This is a genomic window from Pseudomonas sp. yb_2, from assembly GCF_043103905.1.
GTDB lineage: Bacteria > Pseudomonadota > Gammaproteobacteria > Pseudomonadales > Pseudomonadaceae > Aquipseudomonas > Aquipseudomonas alloputida.
In genome coordinates this window covers 97,299-120,339 of record NZ_JBICKH010000025.1, presented here as the reverse complement: position 1 = coordinate 120,339, position 23,041 = coordinate 97,299, and the positions used below count along the sequence as shown (strand labels likewise).

Below are 23,041 nucleotides of genomic sequence, written 5' to 3'. Positions count from 1 at the left end.
AGGCTTTCGGCTTCATCGGGTCTGGTCCTGGAGATGTTGGTGTATTCTCACACAACCTAAGCAGGTTGTGCGCCCCGGCCGCAGCCAGCAGCAAGGCGCGCTTGGCTGCCAGTTGGCCCTGCACTTCGCTCAAATCCGGGTAGGGGCGTTGCTGCAGGATCAGGCCGTTGGCAGCGTAGGGCGGCAGCGGCACCTGGCCGTTCAGGTGGGCGACCAACTCCAGCAGGTGGCCCACCGCATACACCACCAACCCGCCGGCCAGGCTGGCTTCCTCGGCATTTTCCCGTGGTACTACCAGCGCCCGGCCTGCTTCGCGTGCCGCGAGTGCAGCAGGCAGCACGCCCTGCACTGGGCGCAATTTCCCCGACAGGGCCAGTTCGCCCAGGCATTCCATATCGGTCAGGGTGGCAATCGGCACCTGGCCGTCGGCGGCGAGGATGCCCAGGGCGATGGCCAGGTCATATCGGCCGCCATCCTTGGGCAGGTCGGCGGGGGCGAGGTTCTGGGTAATGCGCCGCTGCGGGTACTTCAGCCCGGAGTTGACGATGGCGCTGCGCACCCGGTCCTTGCTTTCCTTGACTGTGGTTTCCGGCAGGCCGACCAGGGTGAGATGAGGCAGGCCGTTGGCCAGGTGGGTTTCGACGCTGACCGCCGGTGCCTGCACGCCTTCCTGGGCGCGGCTGTGGACGAGGGCTAGGGACATGAACACTCCGTTGTTGCTGGAAAATGCCGCTTCCTGCGGCTGGGCAAAGAATAGCCAGTGCTGCCACGACAGGCGCAACAAGTGTGCGTCGTGGTTTTTCAGGGTAGGGGTTTTCCCTGCGTTTTCATGGGCTTCGGCAAAAATGGATCCAATAGGCTTTGCGCAGTCGTCAGGTATGACTTAGTGTTGTTGGGTAACCGCAGTTGCCATGGGATGGCACTGCGTCTTCTTACAAATGGACTTGAGGTATTGCTCCGTGCAAACGCTCGCCCGCACGCACCAGGTAATGCGCGAACTGGTGCAGGCCAGTGCATTCGTCGAACTCAACCGCTTTTTCGACAGGCTCGAGGCTCAGTGGCGTCAGGCCCCGCCCGGCGAGTTCCCGGCCTACTTGGCGGCCATTGAAGGGCACATGCTGCTCGACCAGGAAAACCAGAGTGACAGGGCCCTGAGCCAAGTGCTCAGAGCCTGGATTGACGCGTGCCCCAGGGCTTACCACCCACAAGTGGTAATGGGTATGCACTGCTTCCACCGGGCCTGCCAGGTGCAGGTTGATGGACCACGCAACGCTGCACGCTTGCTGGCGGTCGCGCAAATTTGTGAATCCGCCACCGCGCACCTGTTGCGTGCAATGGACCGCTCTGCGCACCCCGTGGCAGCGGCCATTGGCATGCTGCGCATCAGTGCGCAGTTCCATGAGCCTGGTTGGTTGCTGCAACTGTTTCAGGGGGAGCCTGCACGCTTCAGGCCCAGTGCCCATGCCGATGTAGAGGTACAGGAAGCTGCAGCGCCGTTGCTGGTGAGGCATGGGCTGTTGCCCTTGGCCGAGCTGCCACAGTCGCTGCCGCGCTATCTGGGCAAGCGGGTCGACCATGAAAACGAGGACCCTCGCTATTACTGGCTGCGCCATGCGCTGATCGCCCGCCCCGGCTGCTTCGAAGCGATCCAGGCCCTTGCTGTGTACCTGCTGCCCCGCTGGGGCGGCAGCCTTGATGCGTTCGAGCTGTTGGTCAATGGCCCGCTGTGCGCAACCTGGGACGAGCGTTTGCGTAATGCGCTGCGCTGGATGGCTGTCGAAGGCCGGCTGAAGCTGCCACAGGCTGACAAGGTGCAGGCCGTCGCCGACTGGCAGCACGTGTTCGAAGACTGGTCACAACGCCCGTTGAGGCCCAGGGAACGTGCTGTCGTTCTGGCATGGCGGGGGGCACTGCGCAGCAGGGTATCGGGCGACCATGCTGGCGCTATGCGCGACTTTGCCGCGAGCTTGGCGTGCAATGCCGATCTCGGCGCCATCCGCGCCATGGGCGTGCCTTTTCGCTGTTTGGCCGAGCTGATACTGCGCGATGGCATGGCAGATGAGAAGCAACTGTTACACGGCGCCATTGAGCGCCTGTGTGACGGCCGTTCACATGCTGCTGCCTGTGCATTACGCGCTGCCGGGCACCGTTTCGGGCTGTGGGCGCTGCCACGCTCGGCCGAGCAGGCAAGGCTATGGTTGCAACGGGCGGTGAGTCGCCAGTTCGCGGGCCAGGCACCGGGGTTCGAAGTGCTTGAAGTGGCGCGATTGCTGTGGGCAGCCAACCGGCATGAAGTGGCCTGCTACCTGTATGAACGCTGCGCCGAACTGAACCTGCCGGGTGCTGCCCTGGCCTTGTATGAGCTGCACCATGGCGGCCTGGCCAACACCCCGGCGCATTACCTGGATGACGAGGCAGCCGGGTACTGGCTGCAGCGTGCGGTGGAGGCGGGCAGCAGGCAGGCCAAGTACAACCTGGCCTGCCTGCGCATGGACGGCGATGAGGATCTGAACGAGCGCAGTGCCATGCTGGCGGTCAGGCGCCTGCTTGTCGACGCGCTGGGCAACGGGCAGACCAATGCGTGTGCGCGGTTGCACCTGGGGATTTTGTTACGCCGGTTTGGTGAGGCGCAGGAGCGAAGTGAGGCGGTTGCTTACCTGCTGAGCCTGGTCGAGCACCCGGACCCGTGGCTTGCAGGGCGTGCCAGCGCCGAACTGGGGCTGGCCTGGATGCAGGGGCGTGGCACCCGCAAGCAAAGCCGCTTTGCCGCCATCCAATGGGTGAACCGAGCGGCCAGCTTGCAACCAAGGGATTCGGCCATTGGTGATATCCAGGCCCAGATCCTCAATTCGCACAGCCGGGTGAAGACTTTGTTTACTCAGTGCGGGGCGGCATTGTTCCGCGGCACACTGCATGCAAGTGAACTACCACCGAAACAGGCCTTTACCCATGCCGAGTCGTTGCGGGTTAAACCTGCATCGGACGGGCTCAGGCGCGCACATAAACCCAGGCTGTCAGGCCCGATGCAAGGGTGACGGCGACGCGCTTATAGTCGGCAACTTCATAGCGGTCCGCCGCTGCCAGTTCGTCTTCGCTGATCTGGAAGACCATACCGGCCACGCTGTCGTTGGCCTGGCTGCTGGGGGAAACGATGGGATGATGGGACTTGCCGCTGGTCGCCAGTACGCCCGGGTCGGTGATCTCGACCCAGTCCAGGCGGTAGCCCGGCATACGGTCGGCCTTGCCGTTCAGCTCACGGCCAAAGTTGGCCAGTTGCACGGCTTTATCCTGCAAGGTGCCGTAGGAAAACAACAGTACCGGGTATGCGCTGGAGGGCTGCATTCACTCATCCTGTGAAGTTGGGTTCAGCCGCGCTTCCAGCTCGGCTACCTGTTTTTCCAAGGCCTCGAGGCGTGCGCGGGTGCGCGCCAGTACGACCATCTGGCTGTCGAACTCATCGCGGCTGACCAGGTCCAGCTTGCTGAAGGCACCTTGCATCAACACTTTGAACTGGCTTTCCAGTTCCGCACGGGGCTGGGCGGCATCGCTGCTGAACAGGCGCGAGGCCTGGTCGCTCAGGGCATCGAGAAGGGCTTTGGGCGCGAGCATGGGGCTGTCCACTGAAACGGAGAAATGGCCGCCAGTGTAGCACGCACAAACCTGCCGCCTGAGTGCACATTGGCCTTTGTGGGAATGGCCTTGCGTGGCGATTGGGCTGCACAGCGGCTCCGGCAATATCGGCATCAAGGCACAAATCGTAGGGGCGCTTCGCACCCCCATCGCGACGCAAGGCCGCTCCCACAAAGAGCGCGTGCGATTTTCAATCAGTTGCACATTTTTCGCGCAACTTGCCCCGCCTCGGCGCACCGAAATTGTGCATGTTTTCAATGCTGGCGACTGGCCAATCCCGACCAAATCACATAACTCGCTGTTTTTCGGCGCTTTGTCCGAACTGGCAAGGTTTCTGCAAAGACCTGTACGAGCCATGCACTGAAGCAGTTCCTTGTGACCAGGCAGTGCGCACGCGGAGCCGGATGCCGACGACGCGTTACAAAGCCAACCGCTGCGCTTAGACTTGAGACGGGTTTGTTTTCCTGGGGCAAGTCCACCAAATCGGGAGAGAGTTTCATGAAGCTAGTCACAGCCATCATCAAGCCGTTCAAGCTGGACGACGTGCGCGAGTCGCTGTCGGAAATCGGCGTGCAGGGCATCACCGTCACCGAAGTCAAAGGTTTCGGTCGGCAGAAGGGCCACACCGAGCTGTATCGCGGTGCTGAATATGTGGTCGATTTCCTGCCCAAGGTGAAGATCGATGTCGCCATCGATGACAAAGACCTTGATCGGGTAATCGAAGCCATCACCAAGGCAGCCAACACCGGCAAGATCGGTGACGGCAAGATTTTCGTGGTGAATCTGGAGCAGGCGATCCGCATCCGTACCGGCGAAACCGATACCGACGCGATCTAAGCAGCAAAAAAGCCTCACCAAACCCAACGCCCCAGGAGAAAACAACATGACTCTGCGTAAGATCGCAGGGCTAGGAGCCCTATTGTCCCTCGTAATGCCCGGGCTTGCCCTGGCAGAGGAAGCTGCCCCAGCGCTTAATTCCGGCGACACCGCCTGGATGCTGACCGCAACGGCGCTGGTGCTGTTCATGACTATTCCGGGCTTGGCCCTGTTCTATGGCGGCATGGTGCGATCCAAGAACGTGCTGTCGGTGATGATGCAGTGCTTTGCAATCACCGGCCTGATGAGCATTCTCTGGGTCGTCTACGGCTACAGCATGGCCTTCGATACCGCCGGTATGGAAAAGGGCGTGCTCAACTTCAACTCCTTCGTTGGCGGCTTCTCCAAGGCCTTCCTCAGCGGTGTCACGCCCGACAGCCTGACCTCGGCCACCGCGCTGTTCCCTGAAGCGGTGTTCATCACCTTCCAGATGACGTTCGCCATCATCACCCCGGCGTTGATCGTCGGTGCCTTTGCCGAGCGCATGAAGTTCTCGGCGATGCTCGTATTCATGGGTATCTGGTTCACCCTGGTGTATGCGCCGATCGCACACATGGTGTGGAGCGGTGACGGTGCCCTGATGTGGGACTGGGGCGTACTGGACTTCGCTGGCGGCACCGTGGTGCACATCAACGCCGGTATCGCAGGCCTGGTCTGCTGCCTGGTACTGGGCAAGCGCAAGGGCTACCCGACCACGCCGATGGCCCCGCACAACCTCGGCTATACCCTGATGGGCGCAGCGATGCTGTGGATCGGCTGGTTCGGTTTCAACGCAGGCTCTGCTGCTGCCGCCAACGGTACTGCCGGCATGGCCATGCTGGTCACTCAGATCGCTACCGCCGCCGCCGCCCTGGGCTGGATGTTCGCCGAGTGGGTCGGTCACGGTAAGCCAAGTGCTCTGGGCATCGCTTCGGGCGTGGTTGCTGGCCTGGTCGCCATCACCCCGGCTGCGGGCACCGTCGGGCCGATTGGCGCGCTGATCATCGGCCTGGTTTCGGGTGTGCTCTGCTACTTCTGCGCCACCACGCTCAAGCGCAAACTCGGCTATGACGATTCGCTGGATGCCTTCGGCGTGCACGGTGTTGGCGGCATCATCGGTGCCATCCTCACGGGTGTATTCGCGGCTCCGGCGCTGGGCGGCTTCGGTACCGTCACCGACATCGGCATGCAAGTCTGGATCCAGGCCAAAGGTGTGATTTTCACCGTGGTCTACACCGCCATCGTCACCTACGTGATTCTCAAGGTGCTGGATGTGGTGATGGGCCTGCGGGTCAACGAAGAAGAAGAGTCGGTCGGCCTCGACCTGGCTCAGCACAACGAGCGCGGCTACAACCTGTAACTGCGACGCGGTAAAAATTTGCCCGGCTTGCCGGGCATTTTTTTGCCAGTTTTTCAGCATTTCCCGCACGGCAAACGGTTTATTCGACACGTTCGTGACGTAGGTAAAAAACTTACAAGCCACAGGGCGTTTATGGTGCTTTGCTTTTTCCACGGGCGCGCTAGAATGCGCGCCGAAGGGTGTTTGACGAGTAGTCCACACACTTCGCCAGCCTTTGCTAGGCTTGCCAATAGCGTGTGGCCAGCAGGGGCTAATGGATTTGTCAGGTCCTGCCAGGAGCAGGGCCTGCTGGGTGCCGCCTCCCATCAGGAGTGCCGACCCAAGGGCAGTGGCCTAACCCACGGCCAGTTGAATTTTCACTGGTGGCTGCCGGTCTACGGCTGCACTGGTCTATAACCAACCTGCTTTTCGCAAGTCATGAGGTAGAACATGAGCGACGACGATCTGGAAAATGATGACCTCGAAGTAGGCGACGAAGACGAGGGTGATGAGGTCCTTGAAGGGGCGGCTGATGACGGCGTTGAAGACGCTGGCGATGACGACAGCAGCCCGGCACCCGTTGCCAAGGGCAAATCCAAGGCCGCAGTCTCGGTAGACGAGATGCCGAGCATGGAAGCCAAGCAGAAAGAGCGTGATGCACTGGCCAAGGCGATGGAAGAATTCCTTTCTCGCGGCGGCAAGGTGCAGGAAGTCGAGGCCAACGTGGTCGCTGACCCGCCCAAGAAGCCAGACAACAAGTACGGCAGCCGCCCTATCTGAGTGGCTGATCGCAAAAAAGCCCGCCGTCGCTGCGGGCTTTTTTATGCCTGTGGGTTTTGTGTTGCCCGTGCCCGCGAATGGGCCGCAAAGCGGCTCCCGTCAGCGCCAGCGCGCGAGCACGTCGGGCAGCTGCGACAGGCGCTGGATTTCGGCATCCGGCGCCTGATCGCCAGTCCAGGCCTTGCCCTGCGGGTTGAACCACACCGCGCGCAAACCGGCGCGCTGGGCACCGGCAATGTCATCGCCAGGGTGATCGCCGATGTGCACCGCCGCACCCGCGTCCACCTCGCCACGGCGTAGCGCTTCGAGGAACGGCGCCGGGTCTGGCTTGCCAATGCCCAGGTCCTCGGCGCACAGGGCAAAGCGGAAGTAATCGGCCAACCCCAGCCGGCTGACGTCGGCATTGCCGTTGGTGACCACCCCCAGGATGTATTGATGGCGCAAGATTTCAAGCACCGGCTGCACCTCTGGGAAGATCTCCACCTGGTGGCGGGCATGCAGGAACACTTCGAAGCCTTCGTTGGCCAGCGCCTGTGCGTGCTGTTCGCTGTAGCCGACCTCTTCCAGGGCATGAAACAGCACGCGCCTGCGCAGGGCGCTGATGCGGTGCTTGAGGCCGGGCTCTGCTTGCACCAGGCGCTCGCGGATGGCGAACAGGTGTTCCACCGGCACGCTGCCGAGGGTTGGTGCGTTGGCCTCGAGCCAGTCGCGCAGCACGACTTCCGCGGTGGCAATCACCGGCGCGGTGTCCCACAGGGTATCGTCGAGGTCGAAGGTGATCAGCTTGATGCTCATGAGTCTGTGCCTTTGCTGCGTTTGGCCCGAGGGTGGGCGCTGTCGTACACCGCGGCCAGGTGCTGGAAGTCCAGGTGGGTGTAGATTTGCGTCGTGCTGATGTCGGCATGGCCGAGCATCTCCTGCACCGCGCGCAGGTCCTGGGATGATTCCAGCACATGGCTGGCGAAGGAATGGCGAAGCATGTGCGGGTGCAGGTGTTGGCCCAGCTCACGCTCACCGGCAACCTTTACCCGCAGCCTCACTGCCCGGGGGCTGATGCGATTGCCCTGGCGGGTAATGAACACTGCACGGTCGCGTGGGTTGCCGATGCCGCGCAAACGGTACCAGGCCTGCAACGCCTCGCGAGCCTTGCGACCCACCGGCAGTACGCGGGCTTTTCCACCCTTGCCCAGTACCTGCACCAGGCCGGCGGCGAGGTCGAGGTGATCAAGATCGAGGTTGGTCAGTTCCGATAGGCGTAGGCCCGAGGAATAGAACAGTTCGAGGATCGCCTGGTCACGCCGGGCGATGAAGTCGTCGTCGACGCCACCATCGAGCAGCTGCAGTGCGCGGTCGGTATCCAGTACCTTGGGCAGCCGCCGCTCACCTTTGGGCGCGCTCAGGCCGTTGGCCGGGTCGTGCTGGCACAGGCCTTCGCGGTTGAGGTAGCGGTACAGGCCGCGCACTGCCGACAGCAGGCGTGCCAGGCTGCGCGGAGATTGGCCATGGTGGTGCAAGCGGGCGATCAGCTGGCGCAGCTGCTGGATTTGCAGCGCCTGCCAATCGGCAATGCCGTGTTCTTCGCAGTAGGCGATGACTTTTTCCAGGTCGCGACGGTAGCCCTGCGAGGTGTGCTCCGACACCTGGCGCTCGTTGCGCAGGTGTGCGCAATAAGCCTCCAGCTGGCGTTTCATCAGCGTACCGGGCGCAGGGTCTGGGTGACGCGTGGCACAACGCGGCCAAGCACCTCGGCGATATAGCCGAGGAAAAGGGTACCGACGCTGCTCTTGTAGTGTTGCGGGTCGCGGCTGCCGATGGCCAGAACCCCATGCAGCCCCTGGTACTCAAGAGCTGCCACGGCGCTGGAGCCTACTTCCCGGCGCTGTTCTTCACCGAACAGGAACGCCAGCTCGTGCTCGCGCAGGTTGCCACTGACGGTCTTGCCACCGCCCAGCAGGGCACCGATGGCTTGCTGCGCCTCGGCATTGCTGACCCAGCGCCCGACTGGCGCGACGTTGTCGCCGAACAGGATCAGGCTGACGAAGGGCACCTGGAATTCCTGGCGCAGGCTGTCTTCGACCGCCATTACCACTTCTTCCAGGCTGCCGGCATCGAGCAGGTCAAGGATCAGCCGGCGGGTCTTGTCGAACAGCCGGTCGTTGTCGCGGGCCACGTCCATCAGTTGCGACAGGCGATGGCGCATTTCGATGTTGCGGTCACGCAGCAGCTTGAGCTGGCGTTCCACCAGCGACACGCTGTCTCCTCGCTGGTGCGGGATGTACTGTTCGATCAGCAGCTCGTCGTGCTCGGCGAAGAAGGTGGGGTGGGCGCGCAGGTAGGCGACCACCGCTTCGGCATCGAGCTCGGCGGACTGCTTGGGTACAACCTTGGGCTGATCGGTCATGGCGGTTACTCGTTTAGAGACGAACCTGTCCTTCGTAGACGCGTACGGCCGGGCCGGTCATCATCACGGGCTTGCCGGGGCCGGCCCATTCGATGTGCAGGCGGCCACCGGGCAGGTCGAGGGACACCGGGGAGTCCATCCAGCCCTGGCTGATCGCCGCCACGGCCGCGGCGCAGGCGCCGGTGCCGCAAGCCTGGGTTTCGCCGGCGCCGCGTTCCCACACGCGCAGGTTGGCGCGGTGGCGGTCGATGACTTGAATGAAGCCGGCATTCACCCGCTGTGGGAAGCGTGGGTGGTTTTCGATCTTCGGGCCCAGCTCGTGCACGGGGGCAGTCTGCACGTCGTCGACACGCAGCACGGCGTGCGGGTTACCCATGGACACGGCGGCTATGGAATGCAGCTGGCCGTCGACCTCCAGTGGGTAGTTCAGCGCCTGCGCGTCAGCAACGAAGGGGATTTCGGCAGGGATGAAGCGGGGTGGGCCCATGTCGACACTCACCTGGCCGTCGTTCTGCACGTCCAGCACGATGATGCCGCTCTTGGTTTCCACGCGGATGCGCTTTTTCGCGGTCAGGCGCTTGTCCAGCACGAAGCGGGCAAAGCAGCGCGCACCGTTGCCGCATTGCTCGACCTCGGAGCCGTCGGCGTTGAAGATGCGGTAGCGGAAGTCCACTTCCGGGTTGTTCGGCGCCTCGACGATCAGCAACTGGTCGAAGCCGACACCGGTATGGCGGTCACCCCATTGCTTGGCGTGCTTGGGCTGGATGTGCGCGTGCTGGCTGACCAGGTCCAGGACCATGAAGTCGTTGCCCAGCCCATGCATCTTGGTAAAACGCAGCAGCATGGGCTTACTCCGGCAGCAGGCTTTCGCCAGCATACAGTTCGGCGACGGTCTCGCGGCGGCGTACTTCGAACGCCTGGTCGCCGTCGACCAGGATTTCAGCGCAACGGCCGCGGGTGTTGTAGTTGGAGCTCATGACAAAACCATAGGCGCCCGCGGACTCTACGGCCAGCAGGTCACCTTCGGCCAGGTTGAGGACGCGGTCCTTGCCGAGGAAGTCGCCAGTCTCGCAGATAGGGCCGACCAGGTCGTAGGCACGGCCTTCGCCTGCACGTGGCTTGACCGCACTGACACCCATCCAGGCCTGGTACAGGGCCGGGCGGATCAGGTCGTTCATCGCTGCATCGATGATGGCGAAGTCCTTGTGTTCGGTGTGCTTGAGGTATTCCACGCGGGTCAGCAGCACGCCAGCGTTGGCGACGATGTAGCGGCCTGGTTCGAACACCAGGGCCAGGTCGCGCTCGCCCACGCGCTCGCGGATGGCCTTGATGTAGTCGGCCACCCGTGGTGGCTGTTCGTCGCGGTAGCGCACGCCGACACCGCCACCCAGGTCCAGGTGGCGCAGGTGTATGCCGCACTCGGCCAGGCGGTCGACCAGCACCAGCAGGCGGTCGAGGGCGTCGAGGAATGGCTCGACGGTGGTCAGCTGCGAGCCGATGTGGCAGTCGACACCGACCACTTCCAGGTTCGGTAGCTGTGCGGCGCGTACGTAGATGGCCTCGGCATCGGCAATGGCGATGCCGAACTTGTTTTCTTTAAGGCCGGTGGAGATGTACGGGTGGGTACCGGCATCGACGTCCGGGTTGACCCGCAGCGACACCGGGGCAACCTTGCCCATTTCGGCGGCGACTACTTGCAGGCGCTCCAGCTCGTCGGTGGATTCGACGTTGAAGCAGTGCACGCCAACTTCCAGGGCGCGGCGCATGTCTTCACGGGTTTTGCCGACGCCGGAGAACACCACGCGGTCGGCACGCCCGCCAGCGGCCAGCACACGCTCCAGTTCACCACCGGAGACAATGTCGAAGCCTGCGCCCAGGCGCGCCAGCACGTTCAGCACGCCAAGGTTGGAGTTGGCCTTGACCGCGAAGCACACCAGGTGCTCGGTGCCTTGCAGGGCGTCTGCGTAGCTACGGTACTGGGCCTCGATGTGGGCGCGCGAGTACACGTAGGTGGGGGTGCCGTAATGTTCAGCAATGGCCGACAGGGCCACGCCTTCCGCGAACAGCTCACCGTCGCGGTAGTTGAAAGCGTTCATCTGGTTTCCTTACTGCGCTGGCGACTGCTCGGGCTCGGACTCGGACTGCAGCTCGGGCTGCTGTTCTTGTGCCGGGGCCGGCTTGGCTTTTGGCTGGTGCTGGTGCGACGTGTGCGCTTTGCCGTTATCGCCATCTTCAGGCAGATACAGCGGGCCTTTCTGGCCACAGGCCGAAACGAGGCAGGCAACAGCGACCAGCGCCGCGAAGGAGGAAATCAGGCGCTTCATGGGTGAAATCCTTAGAAAAATGCAGTATTGCGCCCGAGTATACCGAGCGACCGGCGGCTTGCCTATGCAAGGACCGGTCCGCCGGGCGGGCTATGCTTAGCCTCTGCGCAGCCCCCTGTAGGAGCGGGCTTGCCCGCGAAGAGGCCGGTGAAGGCAACGGCTAAACCTTTGCATTCGGCGGCAAGCGCCCGTATCTTGCCCGGCTTGCCTGTAACGCAGCCAATTTCGAGGTTCCTGCAATGAGTTTGAGTGAAGCGCGTTTCCATGATCTGGTCGACGCGACCCAACAGGCCCTGGAAGATCTGTTCGACGAGAGCGGCCTGGACCTGGACATGGAGAACTCCGCCGGTGTCCTGACCGTCAAGTTCGAGGGCGGCGCCCAGCTGATCTTCAGCCGTCAGGAGCCACTGCGCCAGCTGTGGCTTGCCGACCGCTCCGGTGGTTTCCACTTCGATTACGACGAAGACAGCGGCAAGTGGGTGTGCGAAAAGAGCGAAGAGTTGCTGGGGGAAATGCTCGAGCGTATCGTCTGGGAGCGGGCCGGCGAGAAGCTGGACTTCGACGAAATCTGACATGAGTAGCGCCCAGGCCCGGCCGCCCAAGCCGCTTTACAGCAACGTCAGCCCTGCAGTGCCGTCACCGTGCATCAGCGTATGCCGGCTGGACGAACAACGGGTGTGCACCGGTTGCCATCGGCATGTCGAGCACATTCGCGAATGGCGCTCGGCCGATGACGAACGGCGCCGGCAGATCTGCCGCGAGGCCCAGGTCTTGCGCGAGCAGGCTAAGGCACACTGAGCGCAGGGGCTTGAGTATTTGCCCGGCTGTGGTAGTGTCGGGTTCTGCGTCGGTGACGCCAAAGCCTTCTCAAACCCCGCCCTTGGGCGGGGTTTTGCTTTATTTGCACATTGAAAACTGCCTGTTCAAAGGAGTCTGACTGGATCATGAGCACCAAGCCTTCCCTCATCCTCACCCGATTGGACGTACAGCGTCTGGAGCGTCTGATCGACAGCCTCGACGAGAGTACGCCGGGTGTGCTCGCCCTGCAGGACGAGCTTGACCGCGCCGAGCAGGTGGTCGGTCACGAGGAAGTGCCGGCGGGCGTGGTGACCATGAACTCGCGGGTGCACTGCCGTGAGGAAGCCAGCGGCAAGGACTACCACCTGACACTGGTGTACCCCAAGGATGCCGGGCCGGAAGGCAAGGTCTCGATCCTGGCGCCGATTGGCTGCGCCTTGCTCGGGCTGTCGGTGGGCGAGCAGATCGATTGGCCGGCACCGGGGGGCAAGACCCTCAAGCTGAAGCTGCTGGAAGTGGAGTACCAGCCGGAAGCAGCGGGCGATTACGACCTGTAAGGGCCAGGGGGCCGCTTCGCGACCCATTTGCAGCACAAGGCTGTTCCACAGCAGTCTTGTGCTGCGAGTTCAGGCGCCCTGCGCCAAAACCTGTTCCAGCCCCTCATTCAAAGCCTGCTCCAGCACCCGCTTGTAGCTCAGGTAGACCTGCGTTGCCCCCAGCCGGTCATCCAGCAGCTCGGACAAATCCAGGTCGGTGATATAGCACCGGTACCGCTCTGCGCCACGGCGCTGACCGATGATCTGCCGGGCCACCACCGCGTACAGCTGCTCACCATGTTCCAGTTCGGAAAACTCCTGCTGGTCGCAGTACAACGTCACATGCGCCACACCCGCCACACCGGCCTGGATAATCGCCTGTACCTCATAGTAAGGCTGGTCGCTGCCCTCGGCCGGGGCCAGGCGCGGCTCGATGCTGCGTGCCTTGCCTGGGCCGGTGGGCAACAGCTGCGCGAAGTGGATATCCAGCGAGGCGGGCCGCAGGCTATCGAGGGGCAGGCGTGCATCGCGGCGCATCACCACCGAACGCAGAAAGCGTTGCAGTGGCAACAGCAGATGCGCTTCGTCATGCAGCGGCAGGCGTTGTTGCCACAATGCGTTGTATTCATCCAGCACATACACGTCGGCCCAGCCGCCCTGCAGACGGTAGAACACCTGAATGCAGGCTGGCCGGCCTTGCTCCAGCACCAGGCGCAGGTCGTGATCCTGCAGGGCATTGGCATCCAGGTACAGCGGGCTGTAGGCACTGCGTTCTTCGCCCAGGTAGGCCAGCAGCGCCTCATGCTCGGCCAGGGTCGTCAGGCTGACATGCTCGGGCAAAAGCTCCAGCACATGGGTGTGTTGGGCCACTTGTAGCAGGTAGCGGTGGTGGAGCCCTTGGTCCCGCAGCAGCTGCACAGTGTCGAAAATTTCCTCTACGCGCTGGCCGATAGGCTGGGCGCGGCTTTGGCAGAAGCAGCGTACCCGCACCCGTGGCCGGTGGCCGCGCTGCGCCGGGCTGTTGAGGAAGTCGCGCAGGCAGCGCACCAGCGCGTGTTCGCCGTCATAGCGCTGGACCAGCACCTCGTTCCAGCTGTTGACGGTGACCTGGTCCAGGGTCAGCACCAGGTTTTCGCGCACGCCAGCGTAGCTCAACGCGTCGGTGCGCTCTGTGGTCATCAGCACGTTCAGGTCGCGGTGGTGGCGCAGCGGGTCGACGCCGACGTTGACCAGCAACAACACCTCATCGGCAACGCTGGGCTGCAAAAGGCGCACTTCGCTGACGGTCGGCAAGGGCAGGGGGATACTTTGCCGCAGACAGCCCAGCAGGTTGAACAGCTCGAACTCCCCGAGGTCGCTGGCCCCTGGATGCAGTGCCATGCGGGTGCTGCTGTCGATCACCCCGTTGCGATGGGCCCAGGTCAGCAGTTCGAGTAGCTCGCGGCAGCGCTTCATCGGGCTGAAGTGCTGTACCTCATGGGTGCTCAGGTTGCCGCTGTACAGCTCCCAGTGGTAGCTGCCCGGCTCCTTGCGGTTGGGTGCCTGGACCAGCGTCAGGGTGTCTTCGGCGAGGTCAGGGGCGATGCCGGGGTTAATCACTTCGACCTTGCCGGCGCGGCGCTCGAAGGCGGCGTACAGGCGCCGGCCCAGCACATTGAGGTCGCGCTGGTCGGCGCGGCTGCTGGCGTTCTGGGTGCGGGCGAACTGGCTGAGGAAGCGATAACTGAGGTTAAGCTCGGCCACCAGCTCACGCCGCTCGACGGCGACCTGCTGCACTTTCCATTGGCTGCGGCTGTCCAGCAGGGCCAACTGGCGCTGGTCCCAGCCCCATTCGTCGGCCAGGCGCTGCAGCAGCCGACGTTGCCAGCCATGGCTGCGGCCCTGGTCGCTGAGCTTCTTGTTCACCTTCAGGTACAGGCTGCGTCTTACCAGCTCCAGGCGCGCGGTTTCGCCGCGTTGCAGCAGGTAACGTTCGATGCGCCGGTAGACCATCACGTAGGGGTCCAGCTCGTCGAGGTCGAGCTGGTTGGCAAACACTGCCTGCTTGTAGTCCAGGCTCAGGCAGCGCACCGCAGGGTGTTCGCTGGCGTAGGCTTCGGTCAGCAGCAGTTTGAGCAGCGATTTGTAGGGCGAGTCGATGCCTTTGAACAATTGCCACAGGCCAGCGCCGACGAACTCGCCGGGCGGAATGTGCGCCAGGTTGCCGAGGTCAAGGGCTTCCTGGCTGCGGATGAAGCGCTTGGACAGCAACGTCTGGGTGTAGCTGTAATAGTTGTGCTCCTCGTACACCGGTACCAGCCACCACAGCGGCGTGCGCCCGGCCAGCCACAGGGTGGTGCGGTAGAACTCGTCCAGCAGCAGATAATGCTGGGTGGTGCCGCAGTCGTCGGAGCCGAGCTGGCCATCGCGCTGACCTTGGGCGAAGCCCTGTGTGTCGATCAGGAAAAAGTGTGCTTCGGCGCCCAGGCTTGCCGCCCAGGCCTCCAGCAGCTGGCACTTGCGGCGCAGCTCACCCAGCAGCTGTTCGGGCAAGCCGGGTGCATGGCACACCCACAGGTCCATGTCGCTGTGCTCGGCCTGCGCCAGCGAGCCCAGGCTGCCCATCAGGAACAGGCCGTGGATCGGGCGTGGCGGGTTGCCATGCTGGGCCTTGTAGGTGAACGAGCGTGCCAGGCGTTGGGCATCTGCCACCAGCTCGGCGCTTGGCTCGTAAGCCGATACGCCCGCGGGGGTGCTGCCGGAGACGTAACCCGGCAATAGCGGGTGGTTCACGTGAAACAGCAGCGGCAGCAATGACAGTACCTGTTGCTGGCGCGTTGACAGGCCTTCCTTAGCCCGCTGCAGTCGGCCCTGGTTCAGATGCAGGAAGCGCGCACGCAATGTCGCCAGGACCTTGCGGTCGATGCCTTCGTCCAGGTCAGGGCGGATTTCGTGAGGGTGGTTCATTGCGCGCTCGGGCAGGCCATTGAAGCTGTGGCGAGTTTAGCCTGAGTGGCGGGGTCGGATAAGCGGTAATTGAATTTTTGGCGCCATTTTTCCAGCGCTGGCCTGCTCCAGCTTTCGCTGCGCTTCAGGCATGATGGGCGCATTGAGTTCATGTAGAGAGTGTCCAATGCGTGTATGGATCGATGCCGACGCCTGCCCCAAGGCGGCCAAGGATCTGATCGTCAAGTTCGCCCTCAAGCGCAAGTTCGAGGTGGTGATGGTGGCGGGGCAGGCGGTGGCCAAGCCGGCGTTCGCGATCGTGCGCCTGATCGTGGTGCCCAGCGGCATGGATGCGGCCGACGACTACATTGTGGAGCACGCCGTGCCGGGCGAGCTGGTGATCTGCAGTGACGTGCCGCTGGCCGACCGCCTGGTGAAAAAGGGCGTGGCCGCGCTGGACCCGCGTGGGCGCGAGTTCGACGAGCGCAACATGGGCGACCGCCTGGCGGCGCGCAACCTGTTCACCGAGCTGCGTGAGCAGGGCCAGGTGGGGGGCGGGCAGGCGGCCTATGGCGAACGTGAGAAACAGGCGTTTGCCAATGCACTGGACCGGATCATTGCCCGGCTCTCGAAAGGCTGACAGATTCCTGTAGGCGACAGCCCAGGCTGGCGCGGTGGATGGCACCGGCTCTGCCGGTGTTCGCGGGTAAACCCGCTCCTACAAGCGATCGCGCAGTTGCCCCACAGGCTATCGCGCAGTTGCCCCACAGGTACCGCGTGGCCTTGAAGCCTGCGCTGGACCTGTGGGAGCGGGCATGCCCGCGAAGAAGCCAACGCAGTAAGTTACTCGTGCGTCAGCTCCAGCACTCGGTCCACCAGCTTGTAGATCCCGCCCGCCGCCTCGCTGATCGACTTGGCCTCCATGTACGCCGGGGTAGTCACGAGCTTGCGCTGGGTGTCTTCGACAATGTCGTGTACATCGCATTCTTCATGGGTGCCGCCCATCTTTTCGACAGCCGCCGCAGTGCCGGCATCGCGCCCGATGGTGCAGACCACGCCCGGCCCGTAAATCTTCGCCGCCAGCGCCGGCGAGATGCAGATCAGGCCAACGGGTTTGCAGGCGTCGGCAAAGGCTTCGGCCAAGGCCAGCACGTCTGGGTTCACGCTGCAGTTGGCGCCTTCCACGGCAAAGTTGGACAGGTTTTTAGCGACCCCGAAACCGCCCGGCACGATCAGCGCATCGAAGTCTTCGGCCTTGGCCTCACGGATATCCTTGACCTCGCCGCGGGCGATGCGCGCCGACTCCACCAGTACATTGCGCGATTCGGGCATTTCTTTGCCGGTCAGATGGTTGATTACATGCATCTGTGCGATGTTCGGCGCGAAGCACTGCACCTGCGCACCGCGCTGGTCGAGGCGCAGCAGCGTGATCACGCTTTCGTGGATTTCGGCGCCGTCATACACGCCACAGCCGGAAAGAATCACCGCTACTTTTTTTGTCATGCTCATTACTCCAGTGTCGAGGCGCTAAATGTCCTCTAGTTTGGCAGATGTCGCCATAGGGATTCCTGCGGGGGCGGCCTAATCTTGGTGGATAACACCTGAGGTCGCGCCCATGGACCTGATACTGCTGGCCGTGCCGTTCTTTTTTGTGCTGATAGCCGTTGAGCTGGTCGCCGACCGCGTGCGCGGCCAGCACAATTTCACCCTGGCCGACTCGATCAACAGCCTGAGTACCGGCGCACTGTCGACCAGTACCGGCCTGCTGACCAAAGGCGTAGGGCTGGTCACCTATGCTCTGGCCTTCGAGCACCTGGCGCTGCTGCAATTGCCGGCGCAGGCAGGGTGGGTCTGGTTGCTGGCCTTTGTCCTGTACGACTTCTGTTACTACTGGCTGCACCGCCTGGGGCATGAGCGCAACGTGCTGTGGGCTGCGCACTCGGTGCATCACCAGAGCGAGGAGTACAACCTCACCACGGCACTGCGCCAGACCAGTAGCGGGTTCATCTTCTCGTGGCTGTTCTACCTGCCGCTGGCGCTGCTGGGCGTGCCGCCACTGGTGCTCATTACCGTGGCCTCGCTCAACCTGCTGTATCAGTTCTGGGTGCATACCCGGCATATTCCCAAGCTTGGCTGGCTGGAGTGGGTGTTGATCACGCCGTCCAATCATCGCGTCCACCATGCGCAAAACCCTGCTTACTTGGATCGCAATTACGGTGGTGTGTTCATTCTCTGGGACCGTCTGTTCGGCACGTTCAAGGAGGAGGACCCGGCCGAGCCGGTGGTGTTTGGGGTGACCACGCCGCTGGCCAGCTGGAACCCGCTATGGGCCAACCTGCAGTTCTATGCCCAGCTCTGGCACGACGCCCGGCGCACCACCAGCCTGTGGGACAAGCTGCGTATCTGGTTCATGCCTACCGGCTGGCGCCCGGCCGATGTGGCCGCACGCTACCCACAGGCCAAACAGGACTTGGCGCTGTTTCGCAAGTTCGAGATTGCCCTGGGGCGCGGGCAGCAAGCCTATGTGGCGGCGCAGTTCGTGGTTTATGTGGCCTTGGGCAGCTACCTGATGGACGTGGCCGACCGCGTGCCGGCCGCCGCGCTGGTGCTCGGCTGGTCACTGATGGCGTTTGGTCTGTTCGTGCTGGGCGCGTTGCTGGAGAACCGGCCCTGGTCTGCACGCCTGGAGCTGGCGCGGTTGTGTCTGAATGCGCCGGCATTGTACCTGGCCGGCGCCTTGGGCTTAGCGGTGGTCGTGCCGCTGACCTGGCTTCTGCTCGTGGCTTACAGCCTGCTCAGCCTCTGGGGGCTGGGCCTGGCTCGCCGCCCTGCGCTCCGCGCGCAGAGTACGGAAGCGCCGGCGCAGCCACAGCAGGCCGCCCAGCGCCACCAGGCCGCCAAGCACCCATAGCTCGTAACGCTTGACGTTGCCCAGCAAGCCTTCGAGGATGGCGCCGAAGTGGTAGGCGGCGGCGCCCAGGGCCACTGCCCAGACGCCCGCGCCAATACCGTTCAACAGCAGGTAACGGCGTGGCGGGTAACCCGACAGGCCGATGGCCACCGGCATGACCGTGCGTAAACCATAGACAAAGCGGAAGCTCAGCACCCAGATATCGGGGTGGCGGCGGATGTGGTCCAGCGCCCGGTCACCCATTGCCTGCCAGCGCGGCTTGCGCGCCAGGATCCTGCGCCCGTGGCGTCGGCCCATGAAGTACCACAACTGGTCGCCCGCGTAGCTGCCGAAGAAGGCCACCAGGCATACCAGATTGATATCCATGTAACCGCGGAACGCAAGGAATCCCGCAAGCACCAGAATGGTCTCGCCTTCAAAGAAGGTGCCTAGAAAAAGGGCGAAGTAGCCGAAATCCTGCAGGAATTGTTGAAGCATTTTCTGAGGTGCTGGCGAAATGAACGCGCAGCCTACCCCTTCGCGCGCGTTCGTGAAAGTGTCCAAATGTGTCTCGACGTGAACATTTCCAGCGCAGACAATGCCACAAGCCACTTGCCACGGCTTGCCCATGTGTGTAACACGGGCGTCATAATGAGCGCTTATCTTGCCGCTCAATAGATGATAGGGCGTTAACGTCCTCAGGAACGCCAGATGAATAATGAAGTGCTAAGCCCTGTCGCGATCAAGGATGCTCAGGAGCTCCCAGAAGAGATGCTGCAGACCCCGCCAGACCTGCCTCCGGTGGCCGAGCCTGTAGCGGAACAGGTGGTCGAGGCTGTGGCTCCGGTGCCCGCGCCGTCCCCGACCATCGCCGTCCCTGGCCTGGACGACAGCAGCCTGTACATTCATCGCGAACTCTCGCAACTGCAGTTCAATATCCGGGTGCTGGAGCAGGCACTGGACGAGAACTACCCGCTGCTGGAACGCCTCAAGTTCCTGTTGATCTTCTCCAGCAACCTCGACGAGTTCTTTGAGATTCGCGTCGCCGGCCTGAAGAAGCAGATCAACTTCGCCCGTGAACAGGCCGGCGCCGATGGCCTGCAGCCGCACCAGGCGCTGGCGCGTATCAGCGAACTGGTGCACATCGAGGTAGAGCGCCAGTACGCGATCCTCAACGACGTGCTGCTGCCTGAGCTGGAAAAGCACCAGATCCGCTTCATCCGCCGCCGCTACTGGACACCCAAGCTCAAGACCTGGGTACGCCGCTACTTCCGCGACGAAATTGCCCCGATCATTACCCCGATTGGCCTCGACCCGACTCACCCGTTCCCGCTGCTGGTGAACAAGAGCCTCAACTTCATAGTCGAGCTCGAGGGGGTGGACGCCTTCGGTCGCGACTCGGGCCTGGCGATCATCCCGGCACCACGCCTGTTGCCGCGGGTTATTCGCGTGCCGGAAGAGGTGGGCGGCCCGGGCGCAAACTACGTGTTCCTGTCGTCGATGATCCACGCGCATGCCGACGACCTGTTCCAGGGCATGAAGGTGAAGGGCTGCTACCAGTTCCGTCTGACGCGCAACGCCGACCTGGCGCTGGACTCTGAAGAGGTCGACGACCTGGCCCGCGCGCTGCGCGGCGAGCTGTTCTCGCGCCGCTACGGTGACGCCGTGCGCCTGGAAGTGGCCGACACCTGCCCGAAACACCTGTCGGACTACCTGTTGAAGCAGTTCAGCCTCAGCGAAAGCGAGCTGTACCAGGTCAATGGCCCGGTCAACCTCACCCGCCTGTTCAGCATCACCGGCCTGGACAGCCACCCGGAACTGCAATACACACCGTTCACCCCGGCGATCCCCAAGCTGCTGGCGAACGCTGACAACATTTTCAGTGTGATCAGCAAGCAGGACATCCTGCTGATGCACCCGTTCGAGTCCTTCACGCCAGTGGTCGACCTGCTGCGCCAGGCCGCCAAGGACCCGCACGTGCTCGCCGTGCGCCAGACCCTGTACCGCTCGGGGGCTAACTCGGAAATCGTCGACGCCCTGGTGGATGCGGCGCGTAACGGCAAGGAGGTCACTGCGGTGATCGAGTTGCGTGCGCGTTTTGACGAAGAGTCCAACCTGCAGATGGCCAGCCGCCTGCAAGCGGCTGGTGCGGTAGTGATCTACGGTGTGGTTGGCTTCAAGACCCACGCCAAGATGATGCTGATTCTGCGCCGCGAGCAGGGCGAGATCGTGCGTTACGCGCATCTGGGCACCGGCAACTACCACGCCGGCAACGCCCGCCTGTACACCGACTACAGCCTGCTGACTTCTGACGATGCGCTCACCGAAGACGTCGGCAAGCTGTTCAGCCAGCTGATCGGCATGGGCAAGACCCTGCGCATGAAGAAGCTGCTGCATGCGCCGTTCACCCTTAAAAAGGGCATGCTCGACATGATCGCGCGGGAAACCCAGTTTGCCCTCGAAGGCAAACCGGCGCACATCATCGCCAAGTTCAACTCGCTGACCGACGCCAAAGTCATCAAGGCGCTGTACAAGGCCAGCCAGTCGGGCGTGAAAATCGACTTGGTGGTGCGTGGCATGTGCTGCCTGCGCCCGGGCATTCCGGGGGTTTCGCACAACATCCAGGTGCGCTCGATCATTGGCCGCTTCCTCGAGCACACGCGGGTGTTCTACTTCCTCAATGGCGGCGAAGAGCAGATCTACCTGTCCAGCGCCGACTGGATGGAGCGCAACCTCGACAAGCGTGTCGAGACCTGCTTCCCGGTGGAAGGCAAGAAACTGTTGCTGCGGGTGAAGAAGGAGCTGGAAGGCTACCTGACCGACAATACCCACGCCTGGACCTTGCAGCCAGACGGGCGCTACGTGCGCAGCACCCCGACCGGCAACCAGAACCCGCGCAGCGTTCAGGCGACCCTGCTGGAGCGCCTGAGCAACCCGGTCCTCAACGTACGCTGAGGACGAAGCCGACCCGGGCCAGCCACTCCGCCTCGTTGGCGAAGTCGGCCTGGGTCAGCTGGTTCTGCTGCAGCCAACCTTCAGGGAAGGCTACATCCAGGCTGTTGTCCCCGCCGTGCAGTTCTACCGTTGGCATCTGCTGGGTGCCGCGGATGTGGTGGAACAGGATGGCAAAGCGCAGCAATACGCACAGGCGCAGCAGCTTGACCCCTTCATCACCCAGTTCGGCGTAACGGTCCTTGGGGATGTTGCGGCGGTGGCCGCGTACCAGCAGGGCCATCATCTGCTGATCTTCCCGGGAAAAGCCTGCCAGGTCCGAGTGCTCGATCAGATAGGCGCCGTGCTTGTGGTAGTGATAATGGGCAATGTCCAGCCCGATTTCGTGCACTTTCGCGGCCCAGCCCAGTAGATCGCGCCAGTTTCCGTCTTTCAGGTTCCAAGCGTCGGCCACCTGGTCGAATGCGTGCAACGCCTTGCGCTCGACGCGCGCAGCCTGGCCCTGGTCCACGTGATAGCGCTCCATCAGCGAGTTCAGGGTGCGTTCGCGCACGTCTTCGTGGTGGTGGCGGCCAAGCAGATCGAACAGCACACCTTCGCGCAGGGCGCCGTCGCAGTGGTCCATGCGGTTCAGTTCAAGGGCATCGAAGATCGCTTCGAGAATCGCCAAGCCCGCCGGGAAGATAGCGCGGCGGTCTGGTTTGACGCCGTCGAAGTCGATCTTGTCGACTTCGCCCAGCTTGAACAGCTTGCGTTTGACCCAGGCCAGGCCTTCGGCGTTGACCTCGCCATTGCCCAGGCCGCCGGCCTTGATGGCCGCGCCGATGGCGCGAATGGTGCCGGATGAGCCGATAGCCTCATCCCAGGTCAGGCGGTGCAGGGCATTTTCGATGCTCATCAGTTCCAGGCGTGCGGCAGTGTAGGCCTGGGCATAGCGGGCCGGGGTGATCTTGCCGTCGCGGAAATAGCGCTGGGTAAAGCTCACGCAACCCATCTGCAGGCTTTCGCGCAGCAGCGGCTCGAAGCGCTGGCCAATGATGAATTCGGTACTGCCGCCGCCGATGTCGGCCACCAGGCGCTTGCCGGGTGTGTCGGCCAGGGTGTGCGACACGCCCAGGTAGATCAGGCGCGCCTCTTCACGGCCAGAGATGACCTCCACCGGGTGGCCGAGGATGGCTTCGGCGCGCTGGATGAATTCGTTACGGTTGCGCGCTTCGCGCAAGGCGTTGGTACCGACGATACGCACGGCGCCTGCCGGCATGCCGTTGATCAGCTGGGAAAAGCGCTTGAGGCAATCCAGGCCCCTTTCCATTGCCTCTTCACTGAGCATGCGCTCTTCGTCGATGCCGGCGGCCAGTTGAACCTTCTCGCCGAGCCGCTCAAGGATACGGATTTCGGTATGGTGGGCCTTGGCCACGACCATGTGAAAACTGTTGGAGCCAAGGTCGATGGCGGCGATCAGGGACAGGTTCTTCGCGATGGTATGCGGCATGATTTGGTTGTTCTCGGTCGTTAACCTGGCAATCGTGCCACGATAGCAGGCTATCGCCAACGCGTGACACTCAGCCGTTGTACTGGCCTTGATGCAAGGCAATGTGCCATTCGATTCTA

22 protein-coding genes and 2 pseudogenes are annotated in these 23,041 nt (G+C 63.0%); 11 read left to right on the top strand and 13 right to left on the bottom strand.

Annotated elements, in window-relative coordinates:
• Positions 1–58: 58 nt before the first annotated feature.
• A pseudogene (locus ACF8FB_RS05810) lies at positions 59–703 on the bottom strand (magnesium chelatase domain-containing protein); the annotation flags it as partial.
• Between the two features lie 256 nt (positions 704–959).
• Here ACF8FB_RS05810 and ACF8FB_RS05805 point away from each other — a divergent pair.
• A complete protein-coding gene (locus ACF8FB_RS05805) occupies positions 960–3,035 on the top strand; it encodes a DUF4034 domain-containing protein (protein ID WP_392511108.1) in 2,076 nt (691 codons plus the stop codon).
• Here ACF8FB_RS05805 and ACF8FB_RS05800 read toward each other — a convergent pair.
• Positions 2,989–3,342, bottom strand: coding sequence for a gamma-glutamylcyclotransferase family protein (locus ACF8FB_RS05800; protein WP_350298436.1), 354 nt, complete (start codon positions 3,340–3,342; stop codon positions 2,989–2,991). The two genes, ACF8FB_RS05805 and ACF8FB_RS05800, sit on opposite strands and share 47 nt — an antisense overlap.
• Entirely contained in the window at positions 3,343–3,609 is a 267-nt protein-coding gene (locus ACF8FB_RS05795; RefSeq protein ID WP_003253640.1) for an accessory factor UbiK family protein, read from the bottom strand.
• A gap of 94 nt (positions 3,610–3,703) precedes the next feature.
• Here ACF8FB_RS05795 and ACF8FB_RS05790 point away from each other — a divergent pair, with 94 nt between their 5' ends.
• From ACF8FB_RS05790 to sutA, 4 genes are all read left to right on the top strand, one after another.
• Positions 3,704–3,994: a hypothetical protein gene (locus ACF8FB_RS05790; protein WP_350298437.1), complete on the top strand. Its 291-nt coding sequence runs from the start codon at positions 3,704–3,706 to the stop codon at positions 3,992–3,994.
• Between the two features lie 134 nt (positions 3,995–4,128).
• Entirely contained in the window at positions 4,129–4,467 is a 339-nt protein-coding gene (gene glnK / locus ACF8FB_RS05785; RefSeq protein ID WP_002555808.1) for a P-II family nitrogen regulator, read from the top strand.
• Positions 4,468–4,513: 46 nt separating this feature from the next.
• The gene (locus ACF8FB_RS05780) at positions 4,514–5,845 is read left to right on the top strand and encodes an ammonium transporter (protein WP_010955751.1); all 1,332 of its coding nucleotides are present in this window, start codon (positions 4,514–4,516) and stop codon (positions 5,843–5,845) included.
• Between the two features lie 429 nt (positions 5,846–6,274).
• Complete coding sequence (gene sutA, locus ACF8FB_RS05775) at positions 6,275–6,604, top strand: transcriptional regulator SutA (protein ID WP_003253643.1); 330 nt, start codon at positions 6,275–6,277, stop codon at positions 6,602–6,604.
• A 99-nt stretch (positions 6,605–6,703) separates the two neighbouring features.
• Here the strand turns inward: sutA and ACF8FB_RS05770 are convergent, their stop codons facing one another.
• The 6 genes from ACF8FB_RS05770 to ACF8FB_RS05745 are packed head-to-tail and all read right to left on the bottom strand — an operon-like array spanning position 6,704 to position 11,329.
• The gene (locus tag ACF8FB_RS05770; protein ID WP_010955750.1) at positions 6,704–7,399 is read right to left on the bottom strand and encodes an HAD family hydrolase; all 696 of its coding nucleotides are present in this window, start codon (positions 7,397–7,399) and stop codon (positions 6,704–6,706) included.
• Positions 7,396–8,295: a tyrosine recombinase XerC gene (gene xerC, locus ACF8FB_RS05765; RefSeq protein WP_010955749.1), complete on the bottom strand. Its 900-nt coding sequence runs from the start codon at positions 8,293–8,295 to the stop codon at positions 7,396–7,398. The genes ACF8FB_RS05770 and xerC overlap by 4 nt, the downstream gene beginning before the upstream one ends.
• Positions 8,295–9,005 carry a DUF484 family protein gene (locus ACF8FB_RS05760; RefSeq protein WP_392509911.1) on the bottom strand — a complete coding sequence of 237 codons (711 nt, stop codon included), beginning with the start codon at positions 9,003–9,005 and terminating at the stop codon, positions 8,295–8,297. Before ACF8FB_RS05760 ends, xerC begins: the two co-directional genes overlap by 1 nt.
• Positions 9,006–9,018: 13 nt before the next feature.
• Positions 9,019–9,849, bottom strand: coding sequence for a diaminopimelate epimerase (dapF, locus tag ACF8FB_RS05755; RefSeq protein WP_049588339.1), 831 nt, complete (start codon positions 9,847–9,849; stop codon positions 9,019–9,021).
• A 4-nt stretch (positions 9,850–9,853) separates the two neighbouring features.
• The gene (lysA, locus tag ACF8FB_RS05750; protein WP_392509910.1) at positions 9,854–11,101 is read right to left on the bottom strand and encodes a diaminopimelate decarboxylase; all 1,248 of its coding nucleotides are present in this window, start codon (positions 11,099–11,101) and stop codon (positions 9,854–9,856) included.
• A 9-nt stretch (positions 11,102–11,110) separates the two neighbouring features.
• Positions 11,111–11,329 carry a lipoprotein gene (locus ACF8FB_RS05745; RefSeq protein ID WP_010955745.1) on the bottom strand — a complete coding sequence of 73 codons (219 nt, stop codon included), beginning with the start codon at positions 11,327–11,329 and terminating at the stop codon, positions 11,111–11,113.
• Positions 11,330–11,568: 239 nt separating this feature from the next.
• Between ACF8FB_RS05745 and cyaY the strand changes: the two genes are divergently transcribed.
• The 3 genes from cyaY to rnk all read left to right on the top strand — a co-directional run bounded on the left by cyaY (position 11,569) and on the right by rnk (position 12,684).
• Complete coding sequence (cyaY, locus tag ACF8FB_RS05740; RefSeq protein WP_004575827.1) at positions 11,569–11,901, top strand: iron donor protein CyaY; 333 nt, start codon at positions 11,569–11,571, stop codon at positions 11,899–11,901.
• A gap of 1 nt (position 11,902) precedes the next feature.
• Positions 11,903–12,127: a DUF1289 domain-containing protein gene (locus tag ACF8FB_RS05735; RefSeq protein WP_003253651.1), complete on the top strand. Its 225-nt coding sequence runs from the start codon at positions 11,903–11,905 to the stop codon at positions 12,125–12,127.
• Positions 12,128–12,273: 146 nt separating this feature from the next.
• Complete coding sequence (gene rnk / locus ACF8FB_RS05730; protein WP_003253652.1) at positions 12,274–12,684, top strand: nucleoside diphosphate kinase regulator; 411 nt, start codon at positions 12,274–12,276, stop codon at positions 12,682–12,684.
• A gap of 69 nt (positions 12,685–12,753) precedes the next feature.
• On the opposite strand, the gene ACF8FB_RS05725 is transcribed toward rnk, so the two are convergent.
• Positions 12,754–15,609: a class I adenylate cyclase gene (locus ACF8FB_RS05725; protein ID WP_104962781.1), complete on the bottom strand. Its 2,856-nt coding sequence runs from the start codon at positions 15,607–15,609 to the stop codon at positions 12,754–12,756.
• A 166-nt stretch (positions 15,610–15,775) separates the two neighbouring features.
• Between ACF8FB_RS05725 and ACF8FB_RS05720 the strand changes: the two genes are divergently transcribed.
• On the top strand, positions 15,776–16,228 hold the full coding sequence (locus ACF8FB_RS05720) for a YaiI/YqxD family protein (RefSeq protein WP_014592810.1): 453 nt from the start codon (positions 15,776–15,778) through the stop codon (positions 16,226–16,228).
• Between the two features lie 203 nt (positions 16,229–16,431).
• Here ACF8FB_RS05720 and elbB read toward each other — a convergent pair whose 3' ends face one another.
• The gene (gene elbB / locus ACF8FB_RS05715) at positions 16,432–17,091 is read right to left on the bottom strand and encodes an isoprenoid biosynthesis glyoxalase ElbB (protein ID WP_392509908.1); all 660 of its coding nucleotides are present in this window, start codon (positions 17,089–17,091) and stop codon (positions 16,432–16,434) included.
• Between the two features lie 112 nt (positions 17,092–17,203).
• Here elbB and ACF8FB_RS05710 point away from each other — a divergent pair.
• Positions 17,204–17,830: pseudogene (locus ACF8FB_RS05710) on the top strand (sterol desaturase family protein); the annotation flags it as partial.
• Between the two features lie 501 nt (positions 17,831–18,331).
• On the opposite strand, the gene ACF8FB_RS05705 reads toward ACF8FB_RS05710, so the two are convergent.
• A complete protein-coding gene (locus ACF8FB_RS05705; RefSeq protein WP_010955740.1) occupies positions 18,332–18,976 on the bottom strand; it encodes a DedA family protein in 645 nt (214 codons plus the stop codon).
• 213 nt (positions 18,977–19,189) lie between these two features.
• On the opposite strand from ACF8FB_RS05705, the gene ppk1 reads away from it, so the two are divergent.
• Positions 19,190–21,433, top strand: coding sequence for a polyphosphate kinase 1 (gene ppk1, locus ACF8FB_RS05700; RefSeq protein ID WP_049588332.1), 2,244 nt, complete (start codon positions 19,190–19,192; stop codon positions 21,431–21,433).
• Here ppk1 and ppx read toward each other — a convergent pair.
• Entirely contained in the window at positions 21,420–22,922 is a 1,503-nt protein-coding gene (ppx, locus tag ACF8FB_RS05695; protein ID WP_010955738.1) for an exopolyphosphatase, read from the bottom strand. The genes ppk1 and ppx overlap by 14 nt on opposite strands.
• Between the last annotated feature and the right edge of the window lie 119 nt (positions 22,923–23,041).

What these genes read in the sequence shown, in the direction of transcription:
- ACF8FB_RS05770 (WP_010955750.1), bottom strand. Translation starts at nt 7,399, where the DNA reads ATGAGCATCAAGCTGATCACCTTCGACCTCGACGATACCCTGTGGGAC.
- elbB (WP_392509908.1), bottom strand. Translation starts at nt 17,091, where the DNA reads ATGACAAAAAAAGTAGCGGTGATTCTTTCCGGCTGTGGCGTGTATGAC.
- ACF8FB_RS05800 (WP_350298436.1), bottom strand. Translation starts at nt 3,342, where the DNA reads ATGCAGCCCTCCAGCGCATACCCGGTACTGTTGTTTTCCTACGGCACC.
- dapF (WP_049588339.1), bottom strand. Translation starts at nt 9,849, where the DNA reads ATGCTGCTGCGTTTTACCAAGATGCATGGGCTGGGCAACGACTTCATG.
- ACF8FB_RS05725 (WP_104962781.1), bottom strand. Translation starts at nt 15,609, where the DNA reads ATGAACCACCCTCACGAAATCCGCCCTGACCTGGACGAAGGCATCGAC.
- glnK (WP_002555808.1), top strand. Translation starts at nt 4,129, where the DNA reads ATGAAGCTAGTCACAGCCATCATCAAGCCGTTCAAGCTGGACGACGTG.
- ACF8FB_RS05780 (WP_010955751.1), top strand. Translation starts at nt 4,514, where the DNA reads ATGACTCTGCGTAAGATCGCAGGGCTAGGAGCCCTATTGTCCCTCGTA.
- ppk1 (WP_049588332.1), top strand. Translation starts at nt 19,190, where the DNA reads ATGAATAATGAAGTGCTAAGCCCTGTCGCGATCAAGGATGCTCAGGAG.
- ACF8FB_RS05745 (WP_010955745.1), bottom strand. Translation starts at nt 11,329, where the DNA reads ATGAAGCGCCTGATTTCCTCCTTCGCGGCGCTGGTCGCTGTTGCCTGC.
- ACF8FB_RS05760 (WP_392509911.1), bottom strand. Translation starts at nt 9,005, where the DNA reads ATGACCGATCAGCCCAAGGTTGTACCCAAGCAGTCCGCCGAGCTCGAT.
- ACF8FB_RS05795 (WP_003253640.1), bottom strand. Translation starts at nt 3,609, where the DNA reads ATGCTCGCGCCCAAAGCCCTTCTCGATGCCCTGAGCGACCAGGCCTCG.
- cyaY (WP_004575827.1), top strand. Translation starts at nt 11,569, where the DNA reads ATGAGTTTGAGTGAAGCGCGTTTCCATGATCTGGTCGACGCGACCCAA.
- xerC (WP_010955749.1), bottom strand. Translation starts at nt 8,295, where the DNA reads ATGAAACGCCAGCTGGAGGCTTATTGCGCACACCTGCGCAACGAGCGC.
- ACF8FB_RS05735 (WP_003253651.1), top strand. Translation starts at nt 11,903, where the DNA reads ATGAGTAGCGCCCAGGCCCGGCCGCCCAAGCCGCTTTACAGCAACGTC.
- ACF8FB_RS05705 (WP_010955740.1), bottom strand. Translation starts at nt 18,976, where the DNA reads ATGCTTCAACAATTCCTGCAGGATTTCGGCTACTTCGCCCTTTTTCTA.
- ACF8FB_RS05720 (WP_014592810.1), top strand. Translation starts at nt 15,776, where the DNA reads ATGCGTGTATGGATCGATGCCGACGCCTGCCCCAAGGCGGCCAAGGAT.
- rnk (WP_003253652.1), top strand. Translation starts at nt 12,274, where the DNA reads ATGAGCACCAAGCCTTCCCTCATCCTCACCCGATTGGACGTACAGCGT.
- sutA (WP_003253643.1), top strand. Translation starts at nt 6,275, where the DNA reads ATGAGCGACGACGATCTGGAAAATGATGACCTCGAAGTAGGCGACGAA.
- ppx (WP_010955738.1), bottom strand. Translation starts at nt 22,922, where the DNA reads ATGCCGCATACCATCGCGAAGAACCTGTCCCTGATCGCCGCCATCGAC.
- lysA (WP_392509910.1), bottom strand. Translation starts at nt 11,101, where the DNA reads ATGAACGCTTTCAACTACCGCGACGGTGAGCTGTTCGCGGAAGGCGTG.